At 67.3% G+C, this 20,128-nt stretch carries 18 protein-coding genes; 9 read left to right on the top strand and 9 right to left on the bottom strand.

Annotated features, from left to right (window positions below; genetic code table 11):
• Nucleotides 1-2: 2 nt before the first annotated feature.
• Entirely contained in the window at nt 3-2,180 is a 2,178-nt protein-coding gene (locus tag EJC49_RS07680) for a pseudouridine synthase (RefSeq protein ID WP_126698934.1), read from the bottom strand.
• Between the two features lie 78 nt (nt 2,181-2,258).
• On the opposite strand from EJC49_RS07680, the gene EJC49_RS07675 reads away from it, so the two are divergent.
• Nucleotides 2,259-2,714 (top strand): nucleoside deaminase, encoded by a 456-nt coding sequence (locus EJC49_RS07675; protein WP_126698932.1) that lies wholly within the window; start codon nt 2,259-2,261, stop codon nt 2,712-2,714.
• Nucleotides 2,715-2,718: 4 nt separating this feature from the next.
• Here the strand turns inward: EJC49_RS07675 and EJC49_RS07670 are convergent, their stop codons facing one another.
• The gene (locus EJC49_RS07670) at nt 2,719-3,393 is read right to left on the bottom strand and encodes a hypothetical protein (protein ID WP_126698930.1); all 675 of its coding nucleotides are present in this window, start codon (nt 3,391-3,393) and stop codon (nt 2,719-2,721) included.
• A 185-nt stretch (nt 3,394-3,578) separates the two neighbouring features.
• Entirely contained in the window at nt 3,579-6,698 is a 3,120-nt protein-coding gene (ileS, locus tag EJC49_RS07665) for an isoleucine--tRNA ligase (protein WP_126698928.1), read from the bottom strand.
• Between the two features lie 281 nt (nt 6,699-6,979).
• Here ileS and parS point away from each other — a divergent pair, with 281 nt between their 5' ends.
• Together parS and EJC49_RS07655 are read left to right on the top strand one after the other, a co-directional pair.
• Nucleotides 6,980-7,360, top strand: a complete 381-nt coding sequence (gene parS, locus EJC49_RS07660) for a type II RES/Xre toxin-antitoxin system antitoxin (protein ID WP_245453313.1) — start codon at nt 6,980-6,982, stop codon at nt 7,358-7,360.
• A gap of 2 nt (nt 7,361-7,362) precedes the next feature.
• Nucleotides 7,363-7,803 carry an RES family NAD+ phosphorylase gene (locus EJC49_RS07655; RefSeq protein WP_126698926.1) on the top strand — a complete coding sequence of 147 codons (441 nt, stop codon included), beginning with the start codon at nt 7,363-7,365 and terminating at the stop codon, nt 7,801-7,803.
• A 63-nt stretch (nt 7,804-7,866) separates the two neighbouring features.
• On the opposite strand, the gene EJC49_RS07650 is transcribed toward EJC49_RS07655, so the two are convergent.
• The 5 genes from EJC49_RS07650 to EJC49_RS07630 all read right to left on the bottom strand — a co-directional run bounded on the left by EJC49_RS07650 (nt 7,867) and on the right by EJC49_RS07630 (nt 12,201).
• Nucleotides 7,867-8,664, bottom strand: a complete 798-nt coding sequence (locus tag EJC49_RS07650; protein WP_126698924.1) for a MipA/OmpV family protein — start codon at nt 8,662-8,664, stop codon at nt 7,867-7,869.
• Between the two features lie 141 nt (nt 8,665-8,805).
• Nucleotides 8,806-9,546, bottom strand: coding sequence for an SDR family NAD(P)-dependent oxidoreductase (locus tag EJC49_RS07645; RefSeq protein WP_245453312.1), 741 nt, complete (start codon nt 9,544-9,546; stop codon nt 8,806-8,808).
• On the bottom strand, nt 9,543-10,265 hold the full coding sequence (locus EJC49_RS07640; RefSeq protein ID WP_126698922.1) for an SDR family NAD(P)-dependent oxidoreductase: 723 nt from the start codon (nt 10,263-10,265) through the stop codon (nt 9,543-9,545). The genes EJC49_RS07645 and EJC49_RS07640 overlap by 4 nt, the downstream gene beginning before the upstream one ends.
• A 55-nt stretch (nt 10,266-10,320) precedes the next feature.
• Nucleotides 10,321-11,313, bottom strand: coding sequence for a bifunctional riboflavin kinase/FAD synthetase (locus tag EJC49_RS07635; protein WP_126698920.1), 993 nt, complete (start codon nt 11,311-11,313; stop codon nt 10,321-10,323).
• A 27-nt stretch (nt 11,314-11,340) separates the two neighbouring features.
• Nucleotides 11,341-12,201, bottom strand: a complete 861-nt coding sequence (locus tag EJC49_RS07630; RefSeq protein ID WP_126698918.1) for a TIGR01459 family HAD-type hydrolase — start codon at nt 12,199-12,201, stop codon at nt 11,341-11,343.
• A 190-nt stretch (nt 12,202-12,391) separates the two neighbouring features.
• Here EJC49_RS07630 and EJC49_RS07625 point away from each other — a divergent pair, with 190 nt between their 5' ends.
• The 6 genes from EJC49_RS07625 (at nt 12,392) to EJC49_RS07600 (ending at nt 18,805) form a co-directional block, all read left to right on the top strand.
• Nucleotides 12,392-13,591, top strand: coding sequence for an EAL domain-containing protein (locus EJC49_RS07625; RefSeq protein WP_170314648.1), 1,200 nt, complete (start codon nt 12,392-12,394; stop codon nt 13,589-13,591).
• A gap of 100 nt (nt 13,592-13,691) precedes the next feature.
• Complete coding sequence (locus EJC49_RS07620; protein ID WP_126698914.1) at nt 13,692-15,563, top strand: TadE/TadG family type IV pilus assembly protein; 1,872 nt, start codon at nt 13,692-13,694, stop codon at nt 15,561-15,563.
• A gap of 353 nt (nt 15,564-15,916) precedes the next feature.
• A complete protein-coding gene (gene groES / locus EJC49_RS07615) occupies nt 15,917-16,213 on the top strand; it encodes a co-chaperone GroES (protein ID WP_126698912.1) in 297 nt (98 codons plus the stop codon).
• A gap of 71 nt (nt 16,214-16,284) precedes the next feature.
• Nucleotides 16,285-17,937, top strand: coding sequence for a chaperonin GroEL (gene groL / locus EJC49_RS07610; protein ID WP_126698910.1), 1,653 nt, complete (start codon nt 16,285-16,287; stop codon nt 17,935-17,937).
• Nucleotides 17,938-18,201: 264 nt separating this feature from the next.
• On the top strand, nt 18,202-18,399 hold the full coding sequence (locus EJC49_RS07605; RefSeq protein WP_126698909.1) for a type II toxin-antitoxin system HicA family toxin: 198 nt from the start codon (nt 18,202-18,204) through the stop codon (nt 18,397-18,399).
• A gap of 4 nt (nt 18,400-18,403) precedes the next feature.
• The gene (locus EJC49_RS07600) at nt 18,404-18,805 is read left to right on the top strand and encodes a type II toxin-antitoxin system HicB family antitoxin (protein WP_126698907.1); all 402 of its coding nucleotides are present in this window, start codon (nt 18,404-18,406) and stop codon (nt 18,803-18,805) included.
• 33 nt (nt 18,806-18,838) lie between these two features.
• Here EJC49_RS07600 and EJC49_RS07595 read toward each other — a convergent pair whose 3' ends face one another.
• Entirely contained in the window at nt 18,839-20,113 is a 1,275-nt protein-coding gene (locus tag EJC49_RS07595; protein ID WP_425358802.1) for a TRAP transporter large permease, read from the bottom strand.
• Between the last annotated feature and the right edge of the window lie 15 nt (nt 20,114-20,128).

Below are 20,128 nucleotides of genomic sequence, written 5' to 3'. Positions count from 1 at the left end.
GCTCAGTCGTCCCGGCGCGGCTTGCGCGGGCCGCGCCCGGCGCCACCCGTCGGACCCTTGCCGGGACCGTTGCGCGTCGGCGCGTTTCGCGTGCCGACCGGCGCCTTGCGCGGGCCGGCCTGGCCCTTGCGCGGTCCCGCCGACCGTTTCGGCGCGGCATCGGCTTCCGCCTCGGCCTCGTTCTTCTTGCCTTGCGGACGGGCGCCCGGCGCCATCCAGACGTTGGACGAGCGCGCGCGAGGCGGCTGATAGGCCTTCTCCTCGCGCTCCTCGCGGTTCTCGCGCTTCTTGCCGCCGAAGGACGGCCTGGCCGTCTGCAAGCGGCCGAGCACGTTTTCGCGATGCGCCTCGCGGTCGCGCTTGCGGTTCTTGATCAGCCCGCCTTCGCCTGGCTCGGAGCGGGAGCTGCCGCGCTCGGCATGCTCGGGATCGGCTTCGCGGCGCGGCGCGACCGTCGGCTTGTTGGTGAAGGGCGTGGTGACCGGCGCGTCGAAATTGGCGCCCGCCTCCTCGATCAGTCGCTCGCCGAGCTGGTCACGCAGCATGCGGCCCTTGATCTCCTGCACCGCGCCTTCGGCGAGATCGCCGAGCTGGAACGGGCCGTAGGAGATGCGGATGAGCCGGTTCACGTCGAGGCCGAGCGAGGCCAGGATGTTCTTCACCTCGCGGTTCTTGCCTTCGCGCAGTCCGATCGTCAGCCAGGCGTTGGAGCCCTGCTCGCGGTCGAGCGTCGCCTCGATGGCGCCATAGAACACGCCGTCCACCGCCACGCCGTCGCGCAGCGAGGCCAGCTGCTTCTCGTCGACGTGCCCGTGGACACGCACGCGGTAGCGGCGCAGCCAGCCGGTCGCCGGCAGCTCCAGCAGACGCGCGAGCCCGCCGTCGTTGGTGAGCAGCAGCAGGCCTTCGGTGTTGATGTCGAGGCGTCCGACCGTGATCAGGCGCGGCAACTCGTCGGGCAGCGCCTCGAAGATGGTCGGCCGACCTTCCGGGTCGCGATTGGTGGTCACCAGGCCGCCGGGCTTGTGGAACAGGAACAGGCGCGTGCGCTCGATCTCGGGGATCGGCTTGCCGTCGATGGTGATCCTGTCCGCCGCGACGACGTTGAACGCGGGGCTGGTCAGCACCTGGCCGTTCACCGCGACGCGACCATCGGCCACCAGCGACTCCGCATCGCGGCGCGATGCGACGCCGGCACGCGCCAGCCGCTTGGCGATGCGCTCGGGCACGGCGCCGCTCTCCTCGGCGGGAGCCGACGACCGATCGCTGCCGCGTCCATCCGGGCGGGCGTCCCGCGCCGGGCGCTCCCGGAAGCCGGGCTTGGCGGCGCGGAACGGCTTGTCGGTCCGGAACTGCCGATCGCCGCGATCCTCGCGCGGCTTGCGGTCGCCGTCGAAGCGACGCTCCGGACGGGCGCCGGCGGGTGCGTCGCCATCCTGGGTGCGCTTGACGAAGGGCTTGCGCGGGCGGTCGCCGCCCGAACGCGTCTCGTCGCGATCGAACCGGCGCGCGGGGCGCTCCGTCGAACCCGCCTCGCCCTCCGGCTTGCGAGCGCGATAGGGCTTGGCATCGCCTTCGGCGCCGCGCGGGCGGAAAGGCTTGCCTCCCGCCGACGGGCCATCGGCACGAAACGGCTTGCCCTCGCCGGGCGCCCTGGAACGATAGGGCTTGCCCTCGCCGGGTGCACCGCGCGGCTTGTCGCCGTCGAAACGACGGGCGGGACGCTCGCCGGCCGGCGCATCGCCCGCCGGAGCACGCTTCACGAAAGGTTTGCGCGGACGGTCGCCGCCGGGACGCGCATCGTCGCGATCGAACCGGCGCGCCGGGCGCTCCGCCGAACCCGCCTCGCCCTCCGGCTTGCGGGCGCGATAGGGCCTGGCATCGCCTTCGGCACCGCGCGGGCGGTAGGGCTTGCCTCCCGCCGACGGGCCATCAGCACGAAACGGCTTGCCGCCGGCCGGGCTCTTCCCGCGATAGGGCTTGCTCTCGCCGGCCGCACCGCCGGGCCTGTCGCCATCGAAGCGCCTCGGCCGTGCATCGCTCCTCGGGGCACCGCCGAACGACGACGTCTTCGCGCCACCGCCCGCCGGTCGATCCGCGCGCGGCTTGCCTGGTCCCTTGCGGGGCGCGTCGCCGCCGCGAGGCCCCCTGCCGCGCTTGTCGTTTGTATCGTCGTCCATGTGGCCTTTGCCTTTCCGCGCGGCTAACTAACAGCAACGCCAGCCCGGCGCGAGTGGAATTGTCTGGAAGGATGAGCGGTGAAACGCCCGGATTTCATGGGTGAAGCAATGATCGAAGCCCGCGCCGCCGCCGAACGCGGCGAAGTGCCGGTCGGCGCGGTCGTGGTGGTCGACGGCCTCATCGTCGCCCGAGCGGGCAACAGGACCCGCGAACTTGCCGATCCGACCGCCCATGCCGAAATTCTCGCGATCCGCCAAGCCTGCGCCAAAGCAGGCTCGGAGCGCATCGGTTCGGCCGATCTCTACGTGACGTTGGAGCCCTGCGCAATGTGCGCGGCTGCAATCTCCTTCGCGCGCGTCCGCCGCCTTTACTTCGGCGCGGACGACCCGAAGGGCGGCGCTGTCGTCAATGGGGCCCGCTTTTTCGCGTCGCCGACCTGCCACCACGCGCCGGACGTGTATCCGGGAATCGGCGAGCGGGAGGCCGCGTCGATCCTGCGCGACTTCTTCCGCGACCGTCGCCGCGAGGGCTGAGCGATCAGAAGCCGGGAATGAGGTTGCGCCAGCTGAACGTGCTGCCGCCACCGGCCGCGGCCTTGCGGCGCTGCTCCTTGCGCCATTCTTCCTCGCCGACGTCGCCGACCGGCGCCGTCTCGACGGGCTTGCGATACTCGGTCGGCGGTTCGCTGAGGTAGCGGCGCGACGTGGCGCTGCCCTGCTTGTTCTCCGCGAGGCGACGATTGAACTCCTCGCGGGTCTGCTTTCCGTTGCCGTTGAAGGTGTCGACCACGTCGCCGCGCGCATTGCGCACGACGGTCGACGCGGCGGCCGTGCGGGTGTCGACCACTTCCGGCGAGAAATCCAGATTGTCGCGATTGGCGGTCGCCTCGGCGCGAATGCGTGCCCGGCGCTGCTCCGGCGATTCGGGCCACTCGGTGCTCGACGTGTTGATCACGCTGTCCTGCGGCGGCGGCAGGGTGGTAAGCGACGCAGGCTTCACCAGTTCGGGACGCGGCTTGTACTCGATGCGCTGGTCGTTCTTGGGTGCGAGAGACAGCACCCCGGTGATGTCTTCGAGAAGCTGCTGGTCGGCGGGCTTGCCGGTGCCGTAGGTGGGCGAGCCCATGCAACCCGACAAGGATGCGATCGCCACGGCAAGAACCACGCCCTGCGGCGCGTTTCTGCGAAGCGCGTGTGTAACGCCAGACTTCATACGATGCTTGCCTTTCCCGACGGCCGAACGATTCCCGACGTCGCCGTTGCCGACAGTTGGGTCGAAAATCCGGCAACAAGATGACGCAGGAGCGTGAACGTCCTGTATAGCAACCGACCCGCAACGGCAATGCAGGCGAGCCCGGCCGACAGGGCGACGGCGCGAGGCCGCCGCCCTCCGACGCCTCAGATGCGCCCCAACGCCTTGAGTTCCTTCAGCGCGGCGGCATCGCGCGCGGACACGTCCGGGAACTCCGGATCGGTGCCGACATCGGCCGTGTAGCGCCATGAGCGCGCGCATTTGGTGCCGCCGGCCCGTGCGAACACCACGCCGACACCCGCCACGTCATCGAGCGTGAACGCTTCGGCCGGCGCCTCGCCGGCGCGCACCGATATGCCGCTGGTGATGGCAATCTCGGCCATGTCGGTTCCCTCGAGCGCGGCCATCAGGGCCTCGTCCGCGATGGTGACGATCGGCGCCGCTTCCAGCGACGAACCGATGGTCTTTCGCGCGCGCTCCAGTTCGAGCGCGCCGGTGACGACGCGACGCACCTGCCTGATCTTGCGCCATTTCTGGGCGAGCGCCTCGTCGCGCCATTCGGCCGGGACCTGCGGGAACTGCGCCAGATGCACCGATGTCGCCTGCGGGTAGCGGTCGAGCCAGGCTTCTTCCATGGTGAAGGGCAGCATCGGCGCCAGCCAGGTCACCATGCAGTCGAACAGATGCCGCACCACCACGATGGACGCCTTGCGGCGGGCGCTCGACGGGGCGTCGCAATAGAGCGCGTCCTTGCGCACGTCGAAGTAGAAGGCCGACAGGTCGACCACCATGAAGTCGATCAGCGACTTGGTGATCCGCTTGAAGTCGAAGGCGTCGTAGCTCTTGCGCACCAGCTGGTCGAGTTCGGCCAGCCGGTGCAGCATCAGCCGCTCGAGCTCCGGCATCTCGGCCAGGGCGATCTGCTCGCCCTCGTCATGCGCGAGCGTGCCCAGCATCCAGCGGATGGTGTTGCGCAGCTTGCGGTAGGCGTCGATGTTGGTCTGCAGCACGTTCTTGCCGAGCCGCTGGTCTTCCCAGTAGTCGGTGGTCATGACCCACAGGCGCAGAATGTCGGCGCCGGACTTGGCCATCACGTCCTGCGGCACGACGGTGTTGCCGAGCGACTTCGACATCTTGCGTCCGTCCTCGTCCATGGTGAAGCCATGGGTGATGACGGCGCCGTAGGGCGCGCGGCCGCGCGTGCCGCAGGCCTCGAGCAGCGAAGAATGGAACCAGCCGCGATGCTGGTCCGAGCCTTCGAGATAGACGTCGGCCGGCCATTTCAGGTCGGGCCGATCCTCCAGCGTGAAGGCGTGGGTGGAACCCGAATCGAACCAGACGTCGAGGATGTCCCTGACCATCGTCCACGGCTCGTTCGCGCGTGAGCCCAGGAAGCGGTCGCGCGCGCCGTCCGCGAACCAGGCGTCGGCGCCCTCCTGCTCGAAGGCTTCGAGAATGCGGGCGTTCACCGCCTCGTCCTTCAGGACGGCGCCATCCTCGCTGACGAACACGCAGATCGGCACGCCCCAGGCGCGCTGCCGCGACAGCACCCAGTCGGGGCGCTCCTCGATCATGGCGCGCAGCCGCGTCTGCCCGGCCGCCGGCACGAAGCGCGTGGCGTCGATGGCGGCGAGCGCGCGGGTGCGCAGCGTGTCGGGCTTGTTTTCGCTCACGGCCGAGCGCTCGCTCCGCTCGCGGGCCTCCGCGCTGGCGGGCGAAACGTCGCCCGGCGTCCGGTCGGATGCTCGGCCTTCCGGGGGAAGGCCGTAGCCCCCCAGTTCCTTGTCCATGTGGACGAACCATTGCGGCGTGTTGCGGAAGATCACCGGCTTCTTGGAGCGCCAGGAATGCGGATAGGAGTGCTTCAGCCGCCCGCGCGCAAACAGCATGCCGCGCTCGATCAGCGCCTCGATGACGACCTTGTTGGCGTCGCCCTTCTTGCCGTTGTCGTCGATCACCCGCGCCGCCCCGCCCGGCCGATCCGGCCCGAAGCCCGGCGCATCCTTCGTGAAGAAGCCGGCATCGTCGACGGTGAAGGGGATCGTCGTTTCGATGCCGCGCGCTCGCAGATCCTTGGCCGCATCCATCCAGGCGTCGAAGTCCTCGCGGCCGTGGCCGGGCGCGGTGTGGACGAAGCCGGTGCCGGCATCGTCGGTGACGTGGTCACCGGGGAGCATGGGGACGGGGAAGTCGTAGCCACCGCCGAGCCCGCGCAGCGGGTGGGCCAGAGTCAGCGCCGCGAGTTCATCGGCCGAAACCGAGCGCAGTTTCTTGAACTGTAGCTTGGCCTTGGCGAAGCTCTCCTCCGCCAGCGCGTCCGCGAAGATCAGCTTTTCGCCGGGCCGGGGACCGAACTCGTTCTCCGCCGCCGTCACCTCGTAGAGCCCGTAGGCGACGCGCGGCGAGAAAGCCACGGCCCGGTTGCCCGGCATGGTCCAGGGCGTGGTGGTCCAGATGACGACGGAGGCGTCCGACAGGCTCTGTGCCTCGACATAGGTCTCGAGTTGCTCGACCCCCAGCGCCTCGCCGCCGAGCACGGCGACGTTGTCTCGGATCTTCCCGATCGCGGCATCGTGTATCGAGTCATCCACCACCGGAAACTTCACCCACACCGTATCACTCTCATAGTCGTGATACTCGACCTCCGCTTCAGCCAGCGCGGTGCGCTCGACCACGCTCCACATCACCGGCTTCGAGCCGCGATAGAGCTGGTCGCTCATCGCGAACTTCAACAGTTCGCCAGCGATGCGAGCCTCCGAATGGAAGGCCATCGTCGTGTAGGGATTGTCGAAATCGCCCTCGACGCCGAGCCGCTTGAATTCGCCCGCCTGCACCGAGATCCAGTGCTGCGCGAACTCGCGGCACTCGCGGCGGAACTCGTTGACCGGCACCTCGTCCTTGTTCTTGCCCGCCGCGCGGTATTTCTCCTCGATCTTCCACTCGATCGGCAGGCCGTGGCAGTCCCAGCCCGGCACATAGTTCGAATCGAAGCCGCGCATCTGGAACGAGCGGGTGATGACGTCCTTCAGGATCTTGTTCAGCGCATGGCCGATGTGGATGTTGCCGTTGGCATAGGGCGGCCCGTCGTGCAGCACGTAGAGCGGCCGGCCCTTTGCGTCCTCGCGCAGTCGCCGGTAGAGCCCCATCTCCTGCCAGCGGGCGACGATCTGCGGCTCCTTCTCGGGCAGGCCCGCCCGCATCGGGAAATCGGTCCTGGGCAGATAAAGCGTCTTGGAATAGTCGAGCGTGTCGGCTGTGTCGGTCATGGTCTCGCCATTCAGGTTGGCCCGGGGCATGACGCCGCGCCGGGCCGGGTCGGTCGAACTGGAAGTGCGCATCGCACGCGAAGAATGTCCCGGACCGTCCGGCGGCTCAGGCCGCCCGGATGGCCGGGCCGATAATTCGGATCGCGAAGGGGCGAAAGCCGGCGCTCGGTGTCATGGCCGCACCATGTAAACGACGAACCGCGCGGAATAAAGGGGATTGTGGGGGAGCGTTGCCTGTGCGGCGGAACGCGACTACATTCAAGCGTTGCCAGTCGGGAGTCATGGCGGTGTCCATGTTTTCAGCACGCAAAGAAACGACGCTCGATTTCACGGTACCCGTAGCGCGCCTCGACCACCTGCGCCGGCTTGGCGTGAGCGATTCCGAAATCCACCGTATCGTTGCACCCCGGCGCACCTTGTCACGTCGCAGACAAAAGGGCGACATGCTGTCGGCGGCCGAGTCCGACAGGGTGCGGCGAGTGGAGCGGGTCTGGGAACTCGGAACACGCGTCTTTGCCAGCGAAGAAAAATTTGCACGCTGGATGCGGAAGGAAAATCGAGCGCTCGAGGACGCGCGTCCGATCGAACTCCTCGAAACCGAGACCGGCGCCCACGTCGTCGAGGACGAGCTGCACCGCATCGACTTCGGTCTGTTTGCCTGACCATGCACGTCTGGCGGATTTCGAACCATGCCGACCTCTCGGGTCGCGGCGGCTTCCTTGCCGATGGCCGATGGCACCGAAAAGGCGTTTCCGTCGTTTACTGCGCAGATCACCCGTCTTCCACGCTTTTGGAGATGCTCGTTCACGTCGACCCGGAAGATGTTCCGGCCAGTTTCCAACTGCTGATGATCAATCTGCCGGACGACGTGGCGGTGGTCCAACCGGATCTGCCGACAAACTGGGCCGATCAGAACGCCGTCACGCAGGCGTTGGGGATGGATTTCCTCCAGAACACCCCCGGCCCGGCCATGCGGGTGCCGTCGGCGCTCGTTCCCTTTGCGTGGAACTACATCCTCAACCCGGGCACGATGGAAAGGTCGGGCATCCGGATCGTCGGCGTCAGCCGACATCCGATCGATCGTCGTCTCCTGGGACTTCGATGACACCCGGCTCCATGGTTGGGTCCTATGGATGACCTTGGCCCCGGATGTGAGACCCCTCCCAGCCTACATCGAAAAATCGAAGCGATAGGTCGCCGAGACGCCGACGAGGAACTGGTCGACCGATCCGCGCTGCCGGACGAGGCTCGAATCCGCCGCCGATCCCATCAGGCGCGAGTATTCGCCAAACAGGCTGGTCTCGATCGTGTCGGTCGCCTTCCAGGTGATGGCGCCGCCGATGCCGACCGATTCCACGCCGCCATCGGGATCGTAGGCCGACAGGCCCGACGCCAGTGCTTCGGACGCAGACACGCCGTACCAGGCATCGAAATAGTCGTTGGTGGCAAACGAGGCGCGCGGCCCGCCCGAGATGCGGATCGTCGGCGTCACGTCGGTGAAGGCATCGGCCGAAAGGTCGCCGACGATGCCGTCATGCGAGCGGATGCCGTGGCGGACCTCGCCGCGCAGGCGCAGCCAGTCGACGGGATAGAACTCCGCGAAGACGCCGAGTTCGCCGCCGAAGCGCACCGGGTCGAGCCCGACGAGATCGCCCGAATCGTCGCTGTCGCGCCCGAACACCAGCTTGCCGGTCGGGCCGGCGCGGAAATAGCCCTGGTCGAGGATCCCGATCGAGATGTTGTCGTTGCGCGAGGAGAAGGGGGTAGAACTGCCCTGCCGGCCGAACGAGATCAACGGCTGGCCGCGGAAGCGATAGTCGTCGTCGCCCTTGAAGTTCGGCGCCACGAAACCGGCCGCGCCCACCTTCAGGTACCAGTCGCCCGAAAACCAGTTCTCGGCCTGCGCGGGAACGGCGGTGGCGGCGATCAACAGGGCAGGCAGGACGGCGAGGATGGTTCTCGGCATGGACGCTCTCGTTTCGAAAGAAGATGGACGGCTTGTCCAGACGGTCGATAGTGCTTCTACGCCCGGCCTTGCGCAATGGACCAGCGTTGACGAATGGTGAACCCGGCGGGTGAATCTTTCGTGAATGTCGTCCCGCTCGCCCTACCAGACGTCGCGGTCGAGACGTTCGAAGATCAACCGCCGCATCTGGCGCATCATCGCGCCGGGCAGCAAGGCGCCGGCGATGGCCGCCAGCCGGTTCGTCCGGCCCGGAACGACGAGGCGCCGCCCCGCGAAGGTCGCGTCGAGGATGATGCGCGCCGCGATATCGGGGGCCATGCGGCGCGCCGCATCCGCGCCGGGCGGCGCATGGCGCTCGGCATGCGCGGTGCGCAGCGGTCCGGGACAGGCCAGCGTGACCGACACGCCGCGCCGCGCGAACGGCTTGCGTACGCTTCTGGCGTAGATGGCGAGTGCATCCTTCGACGCGGCGTAGACGACCGCACCCGGATAGCCGGTGAAATGCGACAGGGACGAGACGAAGCAGATCGGCCCCGCGAGATGGCCGCTCCTCACCAGTTCCGCCGCGAGTATCATCGGCGTCTCCGCGTTGACGGTCATCAGGCGTCGGTAGGCGTCGAGCGGAATCGCCTCGAAGCGGCCGGTGGCGCTGACGCCGGCATTGAAGACGGCGAGGTGGAATGGCGCCAGCGCGCCGAGCCGCGCCGGGAGCGCGTCCACTTCGCTCCGATCCGACAGGTCGCAGGCCACGTGCTCCATGTTCGGCTCCCGCGGCCCCTCGTCGCGGTCGACCGAGACGACGCGCCAGCCCCGGGCGAGCAGGCGCTCGACCATGGCGCGACCGAGGCCGGCGCTGCCGCCGGTGACGAGCGCGGTCCTCACCGGCCGCCCTGCCCGCGCCCGAGGAAGCGGGCAAACGAGATGGTCTCCACCGTCCGGCCGCCCGCGATCAACCGATCGATCAGCCGCGCCATGGTCTCCGTCCTGGCGAAGAGGCGGGCGACGCGCCCGGGATCATGTCCGGCGCGGGCATGCATGCCCGTGTCGGTCGGGCCAGGATGAATGACCTGGACGGCGACGCGCCCCTTCCATTCTTCCGACAGCGCCCGCGCGAAGCCATGCAGCCCGGCCTTGGCCGCCGCGTAGCTGGCGAAGCCGGGCGCGCCCTTGTGCGCCGTCGAGCCGATCAGCACCAGCCGCCCCTGCCCCGCCTCCAGCCGCGCCAGCAGCGCCTGGGCCAGCGCGATGGCGGCGAACAGATTGGTGTCGAGCACGTCGCGCAGCATCGACGGCGTTTCCTCGGCCGGATCGACCGCATGGCCGATCCCGGCATTGAGGATCGCGAGATCGAGCCCGTCCCAGCCGAGCTCGTCGAGGCCGCCCAGAATGGCCGCCACGGCCCGTTCCGGCTCGCGCTGGTCGGCCTGGACGTAGGAGACGCCGTCGGGCAGGACGCCATGGGCATCGGCTGCGGCGCGGCGGCCGCCGGCGAGCACCCGGGCCTTCGGCGCGTGCCGGCGAACGAGCGCCAGGCCGATGCCCGACGTCGCGCCCGTGATCAGGATCCGCGCCGGGCGCGAGGAATTCCGCTCTGCCCCCATGCGCGGGAGCTTTGCCCGAAGCGCGGCGTCAAGTCGATAAACAGCCGCGTGATGATCAGCCGGGGAAGCAGAGCCCGGCATCGACGGCCGAGATGGGCCGCACACCGGCGAGCAGCGCTCGCGCCTCCGCCTCGTCGCGCTTCATCTGCGCCACGAGGGCGTCGAGCCCGTCGAACTTCTCCTCTCCGCGCAGGAAGCCGAACAGGGAAACGCGGCAGGTCTCGCCGTAGAGATCGCCGGAAAAGTCGAAGACGAAGGTTTCCAGAAGCGGCGCGCCGTCGGCGTCGACCGTCGGCCGCCGACCGAAACTGGCGACGCCGTCGTGCAGGGTGCCGTCGGCGCGCCGCAGGCGGACGGCATAGATGCCGTATTTCAGCTCGGTCTCGGCCGGCAGCGCCATGTTGGCGGTGGGATAGCCGAGCGTTCGGCCGAGTTGCTTGCCGCCGACGATCTCGGCCTCGACGGTGAAGCGGTAGCCGAGCAGCCCGGCGGCCTCGGCGACGTGGCCACCCGCCAGAAGCATGCGGATGCGGCTCGACGAAACGACGTCGGCGCCCTCGTCGCGGAAGGCATCGACCAGCGTCACGCCGAAACCGTGGCGCTGACCGGCCTCCATCAGATAGGCGGGGCCGCCCTGCCGGTTCCGGCCGAAATGAAAATCGAAGCCGGTCACGGCATGCGCGATTCCAAGCCCCCCGACCAGCACGCGGTCGACGAACTCTTCGGCCGTGAGGCTGGCGAAATCACGCGTGAAAGCCTGCTCGACCACGGCGTCGAAGCCCGCGCGGTGGATCAGGTCGGCTTTCAGCGATGCCGGCGTCAACCGGAAGACCGGGATTTCGGGTCGGAAGACCGAGCGTGGATGCGGCTCGAAGGTCAGGGCAAGAGCCGGCGCCCCCATGCTGTCGGCCAGCGCCCGCGCCCGCTCCAGCACGGTCGTATGCCCGCGGTGCACACCGTCGAAATTGCCAATCGCTGCGACGCCGCCGCGAAGATCGGCGGGCAGCGCGGCGGGATCGTCGATCCGCTGGAAGGTTCTCGGGCTCATGGCTCGGTGCGTCCTGGCCTTCCCCCGTCAGCGCAACCGCGGAATGACCGCCGCCGGCGCATGCCCATGCCTGTCGAGGAAGGCCGCGAGCCGGTCGAGATCGGGGCTCAGCGTCTCGCCATAGTCGCGCGCATGGATGCCGCCCGAGACGTAGAGCGCGTCGATGTCGTTCTCGACAGCCCCCTTCAGGTCGGTCAGCGCGCCATCGCCGATCGCCAGCACTTCCGAGGCAGCGACCGGGCGTCCGAGAACCTCGCCGGCTGCCCGCAGCGCCGCCTCGTAGATCGGCCGGTGCGGTTTGCCGGAGATCAGCGTACGGCCGCCGAGCAGGGAAAAGTCGCGCGCCAGCGCACCGGCGCACCAGATCAACTGGTCGCCGCGCTCCACCACGATGTCGGGATTGGCGCAGATGAAGGGCAGGTTGCGGGCGCGCAGGCGCTGCAGCATCTCGCCATAATCGTCCGGCGTTTCGGTCTCGTCGTCGAAGAGCCCCGTGCAGACGACGCTCGACGCCTCCGGCTCCTCGCAGAGCTCGATATCCAGGCCGTCATAGATCGACAGGTCGCGATCGGGGCCGATGTGGAACACGCGCCGCGATCCTTCCGCGATGAGATCGCGCGTGACGTCGCCCGAGGTCACGATCCGGTCGTAGGCATCGGCCGGCACGCCGAGCACGGCGAGTTGAGCCCGGACATCCGGAAACGGCCGCGGCGCGTTGGTGATCAGGACGACGGCCAGACCCTTTTCGCGGGCTCGCACCAGCGCGGCGGACGCATCGTCGAAGGCGTTGACGCCATTGTGAATCACGCCCCAGACATCACACAGGAGAGCGCCGTAGTCGCTGGCGATGTCGTCGAGCGAAGCGATCATTCGCGGCTGGCCTGGCATTGTCGCTCCTCGGTTTCGCTGACGCCCGTCCCGGTCGGCGGCGGCCCCGGAATTAACCGAAGCCGATGACCCTGTCATTATGTTTCGCTTCACATTCATGGCGCAGAATGTCTGCTAAACTCCTGCGTGAAACATGTGACGGCGAATGTCCGACGACCGGACATGCGTCGCACCGACCCGAGGGATGGGCATGCGACTTATCGCTGGCGCCGCCATTTCGGCGGTCATTCTGGGGATCGGCCTGCGCGGCGTCGGCGCCGAACCGACTGCTGCCGTCGTCCACAGCCTGCCTCCGACGAGCGGCGCGCTGGCCCTGAGCCTGCTCGTCGCGGGGCTGGCGCTGGCAACGGCGGGCATTGCCATCTGGAAGGCGCGACGCGCCCATGCCGAACTTCGGCGCCTCTCGCGCGGGCTCGATGCGGCGCTGGCCTCGCTCGACGCACGCGCCAAGTCGGCGGACGCCGAACGGCTGCTGCTGGAGGAACGCCTGCGCACCGAGATCGACACGATCGCCTTGCGCGGCGCTTCGGCCAGCCTGGCCCCGTTGCAGGCCGACATCATCCCTTACCCGGCGATTTCCGCGAAGCGAAAGGGAGACAAGCCCGATCCGGCCGACGCGGTCGAGATCGCGCTGGCGCGCGTTCTGGCGGATGACGAACTGGAATTGAGCCTGGAGCCGATCGTCTCCGTTTCGCGCAATGCCGGCGTCGCCTTCGAGGTCCATGTCTGCCTGGAGCTGAACGGCGTGACGCATCACATCCACCGGCTTTCGGCTGCCGGACGCCATGTCGAGCGGCAGGCTTTCGAAAAGGCGGTCGTCCTTCGCGCGGCCGAAGTTGCAAGGCGTCGGCTCGGCGGCAAGGACGACCGGGCGCCGCTGCACTGTCCGGTCTCCGAAGAACTGCTGTTGAACGCGACGGCCTGCGCCGAGATCGCGGCGCTGGTGACCATGCAGCCGGCCCTGGCCGACCAGATCGTCATCTCCGTCCCGGCGCATCTGCTGATCGCCTCCACCGGCGCGGTGGCCGCGGGCATCGACACGCTTTCCGCCTCCGGTCTGGGCTTCGCCGCCGAGGGCTGGGACAAGCCGGCCGCTGGTATCCGCCTGCTGCGCGACCGCGGCACGGTGGCCCTGAAGGCCGAGGCGGGCCGGCTTCTCGACCGGCAGAAGGCTCGCCGCGGCTCGGCGAGCGGCGCCGAGATGGTTGCCGCCGCCAAGGCCGACGGGCTGGCCATCGTGGCGCGCGGCATCCGCAACGACGAGGACGCGATCGAACTTCTGGACCTCGGCATCGACCTCATGATGGGGCCCCATTTCGCCAAGCCCAAGCGGCTTCGTCCCGAACCGGCGAAAGCGTCGAGGGCGCTGGCGGACGCACAGGCCGGTTAACGCCGGATGAACCCGGCCTTTCGCATTTGAACCGCACCGAAAACTGGAATTTAGCACGCCTCTGCCATGGTGAAGCACGTCGACTTGGCAGAGGTGCAGGATGTTTCGCAGATTTATCGAGGACCGGCGCGGCAATTTCGCGATCGCGACGGCGGTGGCCATCGTCCCGATCCTGGGCGCTCTGGCCCTCGCAATCGATTATTCCGAGATGACGCGGCAGCGTGCCATGGCGCTGAACGCGCTGGACGCCGCCGGCATCGCGGCCGCCCGATTCTATGTCGCCGGCGGCTCCGAGAAGGACACCATCGCCTATGCGAAGGATTTCTTCCAGGCCAACATGAACGGCATCGACACCAGCGCTGCGAATTTCCAGCTGACCCTGCCCAGCAGCGAAACCGGTGGCGGCCTCCTGACCATCGACGCGTCCTACTCATTCAAGCCGTTTTTCTTCGACGCCTTTTCCTCGCTGGTGTCGCGAGACCAGACGGCCCTTCAAATCACCGCCGAGACGCGGGTCCGGCTGAAGAACACGCTGGAAGTCGCCCTCGTCCTCGACAATTCCGGCTCGATGACCGACAACGGCTCGGGTTCCGGCAAGAAGCGCATCGACCTTCTGAAGACCGCGGCCAAGCAGCTCGTCGACACGCTGGCCGGACAGGCAGCCCAGATCAAGCAGGTCGACAAGCCGGTCCAGTTTTCCGTCGTGCCCTTCGCCGGGTCCGTCAACGTCGGCACACAATATGCGACCGCCAGCTGGATGGACGTCGACGGGCGCTCGCCGGTGCACCACGAGAACTTCAACTGGTCGACCATGCCGTCGAACAAGCAGGTCTCGCTGTCGGGCGGCATCTACTACAAGGTCGGCAGCGGCTGGGGCAGCGCGGCGGGCCAGAAGGTGACCCGCTTCTCGCTGTTCAACGACATGCAGCGCGTGACAGGCCAAGTCTGGACAAGCAACTGGGTGCAGAAGTGCGGCTGGACCTGGAGCGGATACAAGTGCAACTGGGTCGATGAGGGTTCCTACAGCTACACCTATGGCAGCTATGCGAGCTGGCAGGGCTGCGTGGAAATGCGCCCGCATCCCTACAATCTCGACGCCAGCGCGCCCTCGTCGAGCAAGCCCGAGACGCTGATCGTCCCGATGTTCGCGCCCGACGAGACCGATTCCACGACGAACGGGACGGCCTACACAAACTACTGGGCCGACGGGACGACCGGCACGGACATCGTGCGGCAGAAGTACATGCCCAAATATTTCGAGCCGAACAACACATCGGCGGCGGGCAGCGGCAAGGGCCCCAATACGTCCTGCACCACTGCGCCGATCACGCGGCTGACGGACGTGACCTCGGTGAACGGAAAGAACGCCGTCAACGGCGCGATCGACGCCATGGTCGCCAATGGCGCGACGACGGTTCCGCAGGGCATCGTCTGGGGCTGGAAGACCCTCACCAGCACCGAACCGTTCGCGGACGGACGCCCCGAAAGCGAAAAAGGCAACGACAAGGTGCTGATCGTGCTCACCGATGGCGCCAACACCTACTACACGCCGGGTTCGCTCGGCTACGGCGACGGCGCGGGCAACAAGTCGATCTATTCGGCCTATGGCTATGCCGGGGTGAACCAGTCGGGACAGTCCAAGTCGCGCATCTTCATGGGCACGTCGGTCAGCAGCAGCACCTATTCCAACAGCAACTACACCACGGCGATGACGCAGCAGATGAACGCCATCTGCGAGAAGGCCAAGTCCAGCAACCTGGTCGTGATGACGGTGGCGCTGGACCTGAGCTCGAGCAAGGCCGACGAACTCGGCCAGATCAACGCCCTGAAGAGCTGCGCGTCCGATTCGAAGTTCCGCAAGGCGCCCGACGGCAGCGCGGCCAAGCTGTTCTGGAACACGACCGGGGGCGCGCTGGAGCAGACGTTCAAGGAAATCGCCGACGAGCTGTCCAACCTGCGCATCGTCAGCTGAGCGGGCAGGCAGGCCCGAGGCAGGGCCGGCGTCCATCGCCGGTCTTTCGCGGCCGGCAGGCCGGGATCCTTCGCAGAAGCCGGCGACCGCGGCCTTGATTTCGCCGTCGACCGACGCCACCTGAGGCCGACCGAAAGTCCTGCGGCGCCGATCTCGCGATTGCGCCCGGCAAGCCTCCGGCAAAGCGCTCCCAGCGACTCCGACGAGCGCGACGAGGCCATCCCTTTCTCTTGACAGCCAAGCGTATCGCGCCTATCTGAGCGGCGCGTTAGCACTCCCTCGCGGTGAGTGCTAACGCAGTCCGGTCACGCCGGACGGAAGATAATTCCATCATCCGCATCGAGGATACCAAAATGTCAGAAACGAATTTCCGCCCGCTGCACGATCGTGTGGTGGTCCGCCGGGTCCAGTCTGAAGAGAAGACCAAGGGCGGGATCATCATTCCCGACACCGCGAAGGAAAAGCCGCAGGAAGGCGAGATCATCGCCGTCGGCTCCGGCGCGCGCGACGAGAGCGGCAAGCTGGTTCCGCTGGACGTGAAGGCCGGCGACCGCGTGCTTTTCGGCAAGTGGTCGGGCACCGAGGTCAAGCTCAACGGCGAAGACCTGCTGATCATGAAGGAATCCGACATCATGGGCATCATCGGCTGAGCCGAGCCCTGATCGAAATCTGATCCACGGCCAGGTCCGACGACCGGTCGAAACTGTTGAGGAGCTAAAACATGGCTGCCAAGGAAGTACGTTTTTCCCGTGATGCGCGCGAGCGGATGCTGCGCGGCGTCAACATTCTCGCCGATGCGGTGAAGGTCACGCTCGGCCCCAAGGGCCGCAACGTCGTCATCGACAAGTCGTTCGGCGCTCCGCGCATCACTAAGGACGGCGTCACCGTCGCCAAGGAGATCGAGCTGGAAGACAAGTTCGAGAACATGGGCGCCCAGATGGTGCGCGAAGTGGCCTCGAAGACCAACGACATCGCCGGTGACGGCACCACGACGGCGACCGTTCTCGCCCAGTCGATCGTCCAGGAAGGCCACAAGGCCGTTGCCGCCGGCATGAACCCGATGGACCTGAAGCGCGGCATCGACCTCGCGGTGACTGAAGCCGTCGCCAGCCTCGTCAAGAGCGCCAAGAAGATCAACACCTCCGCCGAAGTCGCGCAGGTCGGCACCATCTCCGCCAATGGCGAGAAGGAAATCGGCGAGATGATCGCCGAGGCCATGCAGAAGGTCGGCAACGAGGGTGTCATCACCGTCGAGGAAGCCAAGACCGCCGAGACCGAGCTCGAGGTCGTCGAGGGCATGCAGTTCGACCGCGGCTACCTGTCGCCCTACTTCGTGACCAACCCCGACAAGATGGTCGCCGAGCTCGAGGACGCCTACATCCTCCTGCACGAGAAGAAGCTGTCGAACCTCCAGGCGATGCTGCCGGTGCTCGAGGCGGTCGTCCAGACCTCCAAGCCGCTGGTCATCATCTCCGAGGACGTCGAGGGTGAGGCGCTCGCCACGCTGGTGGTCAACAAGCTGCGCGGCGGCCTGAAGATCGCTGCCGTCAAGGCGCCCGGCTTCGGCGATCGCCGCAAGGCCATGCTGGAGGACATCGCGATCCTCACCGGCGGCCAGGTGATCTCGGAAGACCTCGGCATCAAGCTCGAGAACGTCGGCCTCGACATGCTCGGCCGCGCCAAGAAGGTGTCGATCTCCAAGGAGAACACCACCATCGTCGACGGCGCCGGCAAGAAGGAAGAGATCCAGGGCCGCGTCGCCCAGATCAAGCAGCAGATCGAGGAGACCACCTCGGACTACGACCGCGAGAAGCTCCAGGAGCGCCTGGCCAAGCTCGCGGGCGGCGTCGCGGTCATCCGCGTCGGCGGCTCGACCGAGGTCGAGGTCAAGGAGAAGAAGGACCGCGTCGACGACGCCCTCAACGCGACCCGCGCGGCCGTGGAAGAAGGCATCGTGCCCGGCGGCGGCACCGCGCTGCTGCGCGCGTCGCTGGCCATCAAGGGTGAAGGCGCCAACGCCGACCAGAAGGCCGGCATCGCCATCGTCCGCCGCGCCCTGCAGGCTCCTTGCCGCCAGATCGCGTCGAACGCAGGCGCCGAGGCTTCGATCGTCGCGGGCAAGATCCTCGACAACGGCAGCGAGACCTACGGCTACAACGCCCAGACCGGCGAGTATGGCGACATGATCGCCATGGGCATCGTCGACCCGGTCAAGGTCGTGCGCACGGCGCTCCAGGACGCGGCTTCGGTCGCCGGCCTGCTCGTCACCACCGAGGCCATGATCGCCGAGGCTCCGAAGAAGGAAGCTGCCGGCGGCGGCATGCCGGGCGGAATGGGCGGCGGCATGGGCGGCATGGGCGGCATGGACTTCTAAGTCCCGCCCTCGGGCTCGCCCGAGGACCGGCCCCTCCCCGGCTCCGGCCGGGGAACCAGCCACGCAGACATGGAAAGGCGGCTCGCAAGGGCCGCCTTTTTTTACGTCGACTGCGGATCACTCCCGATGCATATTTCGAAGGGGAAAGTAATGCCCGTCAGGGTCGGCATGACGCCGACCAAACGGATACGTTAGATATGTGCGTCTGTTCGGCGCGCATCTTGCTGTCGCCGATCGTGTGTATTATCTTACACGGAGACGGGAATGGAACGCGACAGCCGTGCCCTCATCAAACTGCTGGAAAATGATGGCTGGTTCGAGATCGGAGTGACCGGATCGCATCACCATTTCAAGCATCCGTCGAAGCCCGGGAAGGTAACCGTTCCCCACCCGCGTAAGGATATCCCGATGGGAACCATACGATCGGTTCTGAAGCAGGCGGGGTTGATGCAGAAGAAGTAGCAAGTTGCGATACATCGCCTTCATTCACAAGGAACCCGACAGCGTCTATGGCGTGAGCTTCCCAGATCTCCCCGGCTGCATTTCGGCAGGGGATACGATCGACGAGGCGGTGCAGCACGCCGTCGAGGCGCTTTCCGGCCATGTCCGCATACTGGAAGCGGACGGCGACCCCGTCCCCCCACCGCGCGACTTCGACGCCATCATGTCCGATCCGGATCTCGAAGAGGACCGACAGGGCGCCATGACCACGATCGTGCCTCTGGTGCGCGATCGCGGTTCGACGGCTCGGATCAACGTTTCCTTCGATCTCGGCCTGCTCGACGCCATCGATGCGGCGGCAAAGGCCCGCAAACAGACCCGCTCGGCCTTCCTGGCGAGTGCCGCACGCCGTGAGATCGTCGAATAGCCCAAGTCGCCCTGAGGCGGCGGCGGATTCCCCTCACCGATACAGCAGCGTCGGCAGCCAGAGCGTGATCGACGGGACGAAGGTGACGAGGACGAGCACGATCGCCAGCGGCACGAGGAACGGCGCGGTGGCGACCACGCAGCGCTCGAACGGCACCTTCGAGACTCGCGCAAGCACATAGAGCACCAGACCGACCGGCGGCGTCAAAAGGCCGATCATCAGGTTGAGCACGACGATCACGCCGAAATGGACCGGATCGACGCCGACCTTGACGGCGATCGGCAGCAGCACCGGGACGAGGATGGTGATCGCCGCCACCGTCTCCAGGAAGCAGCCGACGACGAGCAGGATCAGGTTGATCAGCAGGAGCACGATGATCGGGTTTTCCGACACGGTGAGCAGCAGCGCGGCAAAATGCTCCGGCACCCGGTTGGAGGCGAGAATCCAGGCGAAGATCGAGGCCGAGGCGACGATGAAGAGCACGACGGCGGTCGTCTCGATCGTGTCGAACGAAACACGCAGGAAACGGCGCAGGGACAGGGTGCGATAGACGACGAGGCCGAGAAACAGCGCCCAGACGCAGGCTGCGATGGCGGCTTCGGTCGGCGTGAAGGCGCCCGACAGGATGCCGCCCACGATGATGACCGGCGTCATCAGCGAGAGGAAGGCGCGCACGAAGGTGATGCCGAGGACCGGGATCGAAAAGGCCTGATCGCGCGCGTAGCCGTGCCGGCGGGCGTAGATCGCCACCATGATCATCAGCGAGACGGCCATGATCAGTCCCGGCACGAAGCCGGCCGCGAACAGCTGCCCGATCGAGGCTCCAGCCACCACGCCATAGATGACCATGGGCAGAGAGGGCGGGATGATGGGGCCGATGGTCGAGGACGCCGCCGTGATGCCGACGGCGAAGCCGGGATCGTAGTTGGCGTCGCGCATGGCCTTGATCTCGATGGCGCCGAGCCCGCCGGCATCGGCCACCGCCGCGCCCGACATGCCGGCGAAGATGACCGAGGCGCCGATGTTGACGTGGCCGAGCCCGCCGCGCATCCAGCCGACCAGCGCCTTGGCGAAATCGAAGATGCGCTCGGTGATGCCGGCCGAGTTCATCAGGTTGCCGGCGAGGATGAAGAAGGGCACGGCGAGCAGCGGGAAGGAATCCACCCCGTTGATCATCCGGTGGACGACCACGACGTCGGGAATGCGTCCGTCGATGAAGATGAAGACGGCCGAGGCGCCCGCGAGTGCGATGGCCACCGGGACCCCGAGCAGGAGCATCACGAGAAGCAGGACGAAGAGCAGGGTCAGGAGCATGATCGGTCG

Origin of the sequence: Aquibium carbonis, from assembly GCF_003970795.1 — a bacterium.
GTDB classification, from domain to species: domain Bacteria; phylum Pseudomonadota; class Alphaproteobacteria; order Rhizobiales; family Rhizobiaceae; genus Aquibium; species Aquibium carbonis.
This window is presented reverse-complemented; position numbering and strand designations above follow the sequence as displayed.